The organism is Caballeronia sp., from assembly GCF_049581465.1.
Taxonomy (GTDB): Bacteria; Pseudomonadota; Gammaproteobacteria; order Burkholderiales; family Burkholderiaceae; genus Caballeronia.
In genome coordinates this window covers 1-8,285 of record NZ_JBAUSA010000394.1, presented here as the reverse complement: position 1 = coordinate 8,285, position 8,285 = coordinate 1, and the positions used below count along the sequence as shown (strand labels likewise).

The window sequence follows — 8,285 nt, the reverse complement described above, 5'->3', positions numbered from 1 at the left end:
GCAGTCGAATGCCCACGTGAACGGCAACATCTATTACCAGCAGTTGCGCATGGATGTGGGCGCATCCGTCGAGGGAAAACTGACGAAGCGCGAGAACATGCAGGTGGCGCCCGAGACGCCGCGCCTGAGCAGCGAACTCAGTTCCGACCTTAGTTCCGACTATACCCATGGCTGATCTTCCAGGCGTGCTGCGCCGCTTCCGGTAAAACGGCCAATCCGCCAGAATACCGGGACACTCCGTCGTGCGCCGGCGTCCTTCCCGCCGAGCCCTCGTGCGACGATTCCACCACCGCGAGAGGGGCCAAACATCCATGCTGATGAACTGCGCCGCGTACCAAAAGGGCCGCAAGCTCGCCGATGTCGCCATCGACAACCTCAACGCGTATCGCGATGTGCCCGACGCGTTCATCTGGGTGGCGCTGAAAGATCCCGAACCGGGCGAACTCCCGCACCTGGCGCAGCAGTTCGGGCTGCACGAACTCGCCGTGGAGGACGCACAGACGGGGCACCAGCGCCCGAAGATCGAGGAGTACGGCGACTCCCTGTTTTGCGTGCTTCACACTGTGGAACTCGATGCCGAAGGTGAACTCGTTGTCGGCGAGGTCGATGTGTTCGTGGGCAGCAACTATGTGCTCTCCGTGCGCAATCGGACGACCCAGGGCTTCACCGACATAAGGAAGCGGTGCGAACGCGAGCCGCATCTGCTCGCGTTCGGGCCGGCCTTTGTCATGTACGCGTTGATCGACGCGATCGTTGACCGCTATTTTCCGATTCTTGAAGCCCTCGGCGCTGAACTCGATGAACTTGAGGAGCGTATTTTCGAGCGCAACGGCTCGGCCGCATCGCGCGAGATCATCGAGGATCTTTATTCGCTCAAGCGCCGCCTGGTGCAGATGCACCATCTCACGGCGCCGCTGCAGGAAGCGGTCAGCAAGCTCTATGGCGGCCGTTCGCCGGGCATTTGCGCCGGCATGGAAGATTATTTCCGCGACGTGTATGACCATCTGCAGCGCATCGTGAAGACGATCGACGCCCGTCGCGAAATGATCGCGACCGCCATCCAGGTGAATCTCGCGCTGATTTCGCTCGCGGAAAGCGAAGTGACCAAGCGGCTTGGTTCGTTCGCCGCGCTGTTCGCCGTCCCCACGATGATTGCCGGTATTTACGGGATGAACTTCCACCGCATTCCCGAGCTGGACTGGGCGTACGGCTATCCCGCTTGCCTTGGCGTGATGCTCTCTGTGGACGTTTTCCTGTGGAGACGGTTTCGAAAGGCAGGATGGTTATAATAGAGCCTGTGAAGCGAGTCTTTGAAGCAGCAATCGAGGAACAAGCGAGGCGGGGCCGTAGGTGACAGTGAGTGACAGCGCGACTGAGAGCGGAACTTTTTTCCGTTTTGCTGTCTAAAAGCATACATTTAGCGCGTTCGGCGCATCGTGTTTGCCTCGGCAACAGCGATTCACCCACATTTCAGCGCAAGTCATCATGCTGAATGTTTTCGCCCCGGCAATGCAGGCCTCGTACAAGATCACGGCCGGCATTCGTCTTCAGTTTTGAATGGCCTAGCAACGTCGATGGCTGCGCAGCCGTTTAGCCATAGCAGCGCAAACGGGCAGGCGATTGGCCGCGACGTTCTTCAATACCTTCAGCCTAGCGTGCGGCGCCACGTTGCGTGCGCCGCACGTTACTTTTAGTCGCAAGCCTTATCGACTGCGAGCGCCGCGGCGCTCAAACCGGCCGTTCGCGTGACAGTTGCGCGTCGCATACGGCATTTCGATGCTCGAGCGGCCGAACTACAGGAATTCAGGGAACATGACAGGAAACATGAAAGAGTCGGTCAAGACGTACAAGGGTTACGAGATTTATCCGCTGATCTACCCGCGTGGCGCGCGTGATGGCGTGGCCGTGCGTGCAGCAGATGCCGGCTACGAAGCGTCAGTGCGAATCCGACGCGCGGCGCCCGAGGGCGAGCAGGCAACGGGCGAGTTCCGTGTATTTCGCCTGGGCCACACGGCATCGTTCGAAAATGGCGGCCAGGCCCGCCGGGCCTGCATGTTGCATGCAGAAAAGCTTATCGATGGTCAGATTGAAGGCCAGACTGTTGCAGATCTGTGATGGAATGGCTTAAAAGGCTTCGGCGGCAGAGGCCGGCGTCGCTTACAATCACACAATCGAAGTAAACAAGGAGTTTCATATGGCGAAAGAAGAGTTACTTGAGTTGGACGGCATCGTAGACGAAGTGCTTCCTGATAGCCGCTACCGCGTGACGTTGGACAATGGCGTAGTCGTGGGCGCGTACGCTTCTGGCCGCATGCGCAAGAATCACATCCGGATTCTCGCGGGCGATCGCGTGACGCTGGAATTGTCTGTGTATGACCTGACGAAAGGGCGGATCAATTTCCGCCACAAGGACGAACGTGCAACTGGCGGCGGTCCGCGTCCGCAAATGCGCCGCCGTTAAAGAACCTTTGCCGGCTGGCAACCTGTTGCCGCTGCGCTCGTTCTGGCAAGTCCTGCAAGTTGAAAAGCTTGAGCTACGTCGGCGCCGCCGCTGGATGCTGAAAATCAGCATCGCGCATGGCGCCGATTGCGCTTGGCCTAACGGTACCGTTGCACGCCCCGCTACCGCTACACTCCCCGCTGCCCCCTCTTTCTGGCCACGAGCAATCCGTTCAGCCCCATGGCGAAGCCGTCTTCGTCATTTGTCGCCGATACCAGCGTTGCATGCGCCTGCACCTCCTCCGACGCCTGTCCCATCACGATCGACATCCCCGCGACATCGAACATCGCGACATCGTTCGACATATCGCCGAGCACGGCCACGTTTTCTAGCGGCACACCCGCCAGTCGAGCGATTTCTCGAATCCCTGCGCCCTTGTTCGCGTCCGGATGCGTGATGTCGAGGTAGTAGGCCTGTGAACGCATGGTGATGGCGCGCCCCTTGAGCGTTTCGTCAAGTTCGGCGTTCTTGCGCGTGAGCAGATCCCCGTCCTTCGACGAGGCCACGATCTTCTCGACCGAATCGAGATCGGCATCTTCGAAACGCTTCACCACCACCGGGTCATAGCCCACCGTCCGGCGTTCGAGCGGCACATATTCGCCATCGGGATTCGTGATGTGCCATTGGTCGTCGATAAACACCCACGCGTCGATACCGTCACGTTCCAGGCTTTGCAGCGCCGCTTCGACCGCTGCGCGCGACAGCAAATGGGCGTTGAGCATTTTCCAGTCCGCCGGATCAACGAGTTTGCCGCCGTTGTAAGCGGCAAACGGAAGATCGATGGCGAGCGCCTCGACGATTGCGCGCATGCCTTTCCCCGGCCGGCTGCTGGCGACGGTGAAACGCACGCCGGCCGCCCGAAGAGCACTCACCGCCTCTTTTGCCGCATTGCCGAGAGACTTGTCCGTGTGCAGCAAGGTACCGTCGCAATCGGAGATCACGAGCTCGACCCTCGCGAGGGCATCGAACGCTTTCTGCGGATCGTTGGCCCCCGTGACCCGCAAACCGGTCGCATCCAGCGCGTTCATTCAAACACTCCGGTACGCTGGTTTGCTTCGGGCAACTGACGCGTTTCGCGCACGGAACGCGGGTGCCACAGACGAGAACCGCCCTCGATGCCGGCTTCGTTCGATACCACTTTCACGTTGTCCGGCAGGACGAAATTGAGATTCGCGGCGTTGCCGCCGCCAATCCATAGCCGATCGTAATGCATCAGCGAATACAGAATCCCGATGATCTTCTCCACCCGACGATTCCAGCGTTTGTTGCCCGCCTTTTCGCGCGCCGCGTTGCCGATGTACTCATCGTAGGTCTTGTTCTTCGACACCGGATGGTGAGCGAGTTCAAGATGCGGCATGAGTTCGCCATCGCGGAAAAGCGCTGTGCCCGCTCCCGTCCCGAGCGTCAACACCAGTTCGAGCCCCTTCCCTTCGATTGCTGCAAGGCCCTGCATTTCGGCGTCGTTGATGATGCGCACGGCCAGATTGCCGAGATGCTCCGTGAGCATTTGGGCCAGCGGGATATCGCGCCAGTCTTCGTTACCCAGGTTCGGTGCAGTCAGTATGCGGTTATCGCGGACCACGCCAGGAAAGCCGACCGAAATGTGCGTGGCCGGCAACGGCGTGAGGAGCGGCGTGACCAGTTTCACCAAGGTCTGGACCAGGAGGTCCGGCGGGCACGGGTGCGGCGTCGGCACTTTCAGCCGCTCCGTTTCCATGTTTCCATGCGAGTCGATGATGGCGGCTTTCAGACCGGTACCGCCCACGTCGATGGCCAGGATCCGTTCTTTCGCGTTCTTGCCTTTTGCTGCGACCATGCGTATTCCCCTTACTTTTTATCGTTGTTACCGGTGGATTTATCGGCGGCGAGCGAGCGCCAGGCGCGGCCGTCCGCCTTCAGCAGAGCGTCAGATTCCTTTGGCCCCGCGCTGCCCGCCGTGTAGCCGTGCACAGGCAGCGGGCCGTCGTCGGGATGCAGTACCTTTTCCACGGCCGCCCAGCTCAACTCAATACTGTCCGCGCGCTGGAACAAAGTTTCGTCGCCGAGCATGCAGTCGTACAGTAACGTCTCATAGCCCACATTCGCCTTCTCCGCGAAGAAATCGCCGTAGCTGAACGACGATTGCACCGCTCCGACCTGCATGACCGGACCCGGCACTTTCACGTTGAAGTCGAACGTGGTGCCATGTTCCGGGTCGATGCGCAGCGTCAGCACGTTCGGCACGAGCGTATCGACGGCCGTGTCACGGAACAGCAGGAACGGCACGGCTTTCAACTGGATTGAAATCTCGGTGCGTCGCGAGGTCATCCGCTTGCCCGTGCGCAGGTAGAACGGCACGCCGCCCCAGCGCCAGTTGTCGATGAACACGCGCGCCGCCGCATAGGTCTCGGTCTGGCTGTCGGGCGCGACATTCGCCTCCTCCCGATAACCCGCCAGGGTGTCCGATTTCTCGTACTGGCCCAGCACGACGTCGCTGGGTTTCAACGGCCTGACCGCCTCGAATATCTCCGCTTTCTTGTCGCGCACGGCTTCGGCGCTGAACGAATTCGGCGGTTCCATGGCGACCGTGCCGAGCAACTGGAACAGATGATTCGGCACCATGTCGCGGAATGCGCCGGTCTGCTCGTAGAAGCCGCCGCGCGCTTCCACGCCTACGGTCTCAGCCGCCGTGATCTGCACGGAATCGATATATTCGCGCCGCCAGAGCGGCTCGAAAAACGCGTTGGCGAAACGCACGGCCAAAATGCTTTGGACCGTGTCCTTGCCGAGGAAGTGATCGATACGATAAACCTGGTCCTCGCGGGCGAACGTGAGAATGCTCTCGTTCAGATCCTTCGCCGACGCATAGTCATGGCCAAACGGCTTTTCGATGACCACGCGACGGAAGCTGCCGTCGGCTTCCTTGAACAGACCCACCTTGCCGATCCGTTCGACGATCGTCTTGAAGAATCGCCCGCTGACGGCGAGATAAAAAATGACATTTCCGTTGTCACCGAGCTTTTCCTTGAGCTTGTTGAACACGTCGTCGCTTTCGAACTCTCCCGCTACGTATTCCAGGCGGTCCGCGACCCAGTTCCACGCGTTGTCGTTGAATGACGACGTATGGAACGCACCGGCTTTATCGGCGGCGAATTTTTTCAGCGACTGGGTAAGCTCATCACGCCACGCACGGGTCTCCATCTCGCCCATATTCACCCCGATGATCTTCATCTTGTCGTCGAGCAGGCCGTCCGACGACAAGTTGTAGAGCGCAGGCATCAGCAGCCGTTTGGTCAGGTCGCCAGCCGCCCCGAAAATGACGAGCGTGACGGGTGGTGCAGGGTGCTTGCCGGCGGACGGCTTGGCGCTGTCAGGAACGAGCGGAGTCGACATAGTGTTCCTTTAAAGAATGAACATTGAGCGCACTCACTGTGCGATCAAGAATATTGAGAAAGAATACCGAGAAGTGCGGGACCGTGTACGAATGACCATCGTACGCGGTCCACAGTTCCGTTTTCGCGAACAAAGCGCACATTTGATGCCCGTCCGCCGTAGGGAATATGTAATCGATGCGGGCCGTCGCGTAGAATGTCGGCACCTTTGCGGCCGCGCGCCCCAGCTCCACACCGCTCACCCTGGGCAGGACTTCTACATGATCCAGACACTTTCGCCGGCGCAACTCACCGGTTACTTCGGCCGAATCGGCTATACCGGAACGCGCACCGCCACGTCCGACACCTTGCATGCGCTCCACCGCTTGCATCCACAGGTCATCCCGTTCGCAAACGTCGATTCGCTGCTCGGGCAGACACCGAGCCTCGATCTCGATGCGGTGTTCAACAAACTCGTCGACGCCCGGCGCGGCGGCTATTGCTACGAGCACAACCTGCTGTTTCGCGCGGTGCTCGACACGCTCGGCTTCGAAACCACGGGTCTTGCCGCGCGCGTCCTCTGGAATAACGACCTGGTCATGCCGCCCCGCACGCACATGATGTTGCTGGTCGAGACGCGGGAGGAAACCTGGCTCGCGGATATCGGCTTCGGCAGCATGACCCTGAGCGCACCGCTCGCGTTCGAGCCGGGACGCGAACAGAGCACGCCGCACGAACCGTTCCGCATCGACCTGATCGATCGCGGCGACTACATGCTCAGGGTCAAACTCGGCGGCGTATGGAAGCCGATCTACCGGTTCGACCTCGAACCGCAATTTCCTGCCGACTACGTCGTGAGCAATCACTTTGTGTCTACGTTTCCGGCATCGATCTTCCTGAATCACCTGGTCGTGGCGCGCCTCGCAGCGGGCGCTCGCCATACATTGCTCGACCGGACGCTGACCACCCGTGGCGTCGCCGAAACGCAGCGCCAGCTTGCCACGACGGCTGAAGTTCGCGACGTGCTGCGCGACGTGTTCGGCCTCGCGTTGCCCGAATCCGGCGGCGCATTCGACACCGTGTTAGAGCGCCTCGGACATTGAATCCCGCTGATACCGATGAACCCGTCACGAAGCTGCGCGCCGCAGCCCCCGCAAACGAGGTGGTTCGAACGCACGCAAGGAACGCCCTGCTAGAAGGCCGTCTGCCGAAGTGGCGGTCATCCTTCGTCGTCCTGCTGATTTTCGCCGCGTTCGCAGCGCTCGCGGGGCGTGCGCTGTGGGTGCAGGTAGTGAACCGGAACTTCTATATTGCCGAAGGGCAGAAACGCTATCAGCGCACGCTGGCGTTGAGCGCCACGCGCGGACGTATCGTCGATCGCAATGGCGCGCTATTGGCCGTCAGTCTCGCCACGTACGAAATATGGGCGACGCCCGCGCGTTTTGACGTCGCCACAATCCCTCCCATTGCCCGGATGATCGACATGCCCGAGGCCGAGTTGACGCGGCGACTGGGCACCGACCGGTCGTTCGTTCTCCTTAAGCGGCAAGTCGATGCCGACCTCGCCGCGCGTGTCGCGCACACGGGACTGGCCGGCGTGACGCTGGTCGCCGATACCAAGCGGTTTTATCCCGAAGGGGCATCGGCGGCGCACATCGTCGGCTTCACGGACAGTGAAGACCAGGGTCAGGAAGGCGTCGAACTCGCGGCCAACGACCGGCTGATGGGCATTCACGGGCGGCGCGAAGTCATTCGCGACAGGCTGGGACGCGTGGTCTCGGAGATCGGCGAGCCCGAGCCGCCGGAAAACGGCGAGACGATCCAGTTGACTATCGACAGTCGCATCCAGCAACTCGCGCATACGCAACTGGCTGCAGCCGTCGTGAAGCACCGGGCGCGTGCGGGCAGCGTGGTCGTGCTCGATGCCAGGAATGGCGAGATCCTCGCGCTCGCAAACTATCCAACCTTCGATCCCAACGACCGGGCGCATCTCACCGGCGAACAACTGCGCAATCGCGCGTTGACCGATACGTTCGAGCCGGGCTCGACCATCAAGCCGCTGGTCGCGGCGCTCGCGATCGACCTGGGACTGGTGCGCCCGGACACGCGCATCGATACGTCGCCGGGAACGTTCAAGCTCGGGACGCACGTGATCCACGACACGTCGAATCACGGCGTCATTACCGTGTCCGAAGCGGTGCAGATGTCGAGCAATGTCGCGTTGACGAAACTCTCGTTGAGGATTCGCCCCGAAACGGTATGGGACAAATATCGTGCATATGGCATAGGCCGCGCGCCCGACCTGACGTTTCCCGGCGCCGCGACCGGGCGTCTGCGGGCGTTCGAACGCTGGAAGCCAATCGAGCAGGCAACGATGGCCTATGGCTACGGGCTGTCGCTATCGCTGTTGCAGATCGCGCAGGTTTATACCGCCT

The 8,285-nt window shown here is 60.8% G+C and carries 8 protein-coding genes and 1 pseudogene; 6 read left to right on the top strand and 3 right to left on the bottom strand.

Annotated elements, in window-relative coordinates; genetic code table 11:
* From WCA53_RS09795 to infA, 4 genes and pseudogenes are all read left to right on the top strand, one after another.
* Window positions 1-175: pseudogene (locus WCA53_RS09795) on the top strand (bactofilin family protein); the annotation flags it as partial.
* Window positions 176-311: 136 nt separating this feature from the next.
* Window positions 312-1,289, top strand: coding sequence for a magnesium/cobalt transporter CorA (gene corA, locus WCA53_RS09790; RefSeq protein ID WP_423908514.1), 978 nt, complete (start codon window positions 312-314; stop codon window positions 1,287-1,289).
* Between the two features lie 535 nt (window positions 1,290-1,824).
* Window positions 1,825-2,115, top strand: coding sequence for a hypothetical protein (locus WCA53_RS09785; RefSeq protein WP_423908512.1), 291 nt, complete (start codon window positions 1,825-1,827; stop codon window positions 2,113-2,115).
* Window positions 2,116-2,194: 79 nt separating this feature from the next.
* Window positions 2,195-2,461 (top strand): translation initiation factor IF-1, encoded by a 267-nt coding sequence (infA, locus tag WCA53_RS09780; protein ID WP_423908509.1) that lies wholly within the window; start codon window positions 2,195-2,197, stop codon window positions 2,459-2,461.
* 167 nt (window positions 2,462-2,628) lie between these two features.
* Here infA and WCA53_RS09775 read toward each other — a convergent pair whose 3' ends face one another.
* From WCA53_RS09775 to zwf, 3 genes are read right to left on the bottom strand one after another with little or no spacing between them, the layout of a single operon-like run.
* On the bottom strand, window positions 2,629-3,528 hold the full coding sequence (locus WCA53_RS09775) for an HAD family hydrolase (protein ID WP_423908507.1): 900 nt from the start codon (window positions 3,526-3,528) through the stop codon (window positions 2,629-2,631).
* Window positions 3,525-4,316, bottom strand: coding sequence for an ROK family protein (locus tag WCA53_RS09770; protein WP_423908505.1), 792 nt, complete (start codon window positions 4,314-4,316; stop codon window positions 3,525-3,527). The genes WCA53_RS09775 and WCA53_RS09770 overlap by 4 nt, the downstream gene beginning before the upstream one ends.
* An 11-nt stretch (window positions 4,317-4,327) precedes the next feature.
* Complete coding sequence (gene zwf, locus WCA53_RS09765) at window positions 4,328-5,872, bottom strand: glucose-6-phosphate dehydrogenase (protein ID WP_423908503.1); 1,545 nt, start codon at window positions 5,870-5,872, stop codon at window positions 4,328-4,330.
* Window positions 5,873-6,131: 259 nt separating this feature from the next.
* On the opposite strand from zwf, the gene WCA53_RS09760 reads away from it, so the two are divergent.
* Both WCA53_RS09760 and WCA53_RS09755 read left to right on the top strand, forming a co-directional pair.
* A complete protein-coding gene (locus WCA53_RS09760; RefSeq protein ID WP_423908500.1) occupies window positions 6,132-6,953 on the top strand; it encodes an arylamine N-acetyltransferase family protein in 822 nt (273 codons plus the stop codon).
* A gap of 32 nt (window positions 6,954-6,985) precedes the next feature.
* The coding region (locus tag WCA53_RS09755; protein ID WP_423908516.1) for a peptidoglycan D,D-transpeptidase FtsI family protein at window positions 6,986-8,285 on the top strand (1,300 nt) is incomplete at its 3' end.